Origin of the sequence: Hymenobacter lapidiphilus, assembly GCF_003417065.2 — a bacterium.
GTDB lineage: Bacteria > Bacteroidota > Bacteroidia > Cytophagales > Hymenobacteraceae > Hymenobacter.
Genome location: NZ_QVLT01000085.1, coordinates 1 through 341, shown reverse-complemented (window position 1 = coordinate 341; position 341 = coordinate 1). Strand labels below are relative to the sequence as shown.

General features: G+C 52.5%; 1 protein-coding gene. It reads right to left on the bottom strand.

From position 1 onward, the window contains the following. The coding region (locus D0N36_RS19310; protein WP_147320995.1) for a transposase at positions 1–260 on the bottom strand (260 nt) is incomplete at its 3' end. Between the last annotated feature and the right edge of the window lie 81 nt (positions 261–341).

The following is a 341-nucleotide window of genomic DNA, read 5'->3' as shown; positions in this document are numbered from 1 at the left end:
TTTTTTTTGAGTACATCCTGCAGCATCTGCTTGTCCAGGCTCAGGTCCGTGACCAGCTGTTTGAGCTGCTGGTTCTCTTCTTCCAACTGTTTTAAACGGCGCAACTCGGACACGCCCAGCCCGCCGTATTTCTTCTTCCAGTTGTAATAGGTGGCCTCGCTGATGCCCATCTTCCGGCAGACCTCGGCGACGGCCACGCCCGTGTCGGCCTGGCGTAGCGCAAACACGATTTGGGCTTCGGTAAACTTTGTCTTTTTCATGGCACATGTCTCTTGGTTTAAGATACGACAAGGGCCTGATTTCTCTACTTTAGCGTGGTCTAGTTTATTGGGGGGAGGTCA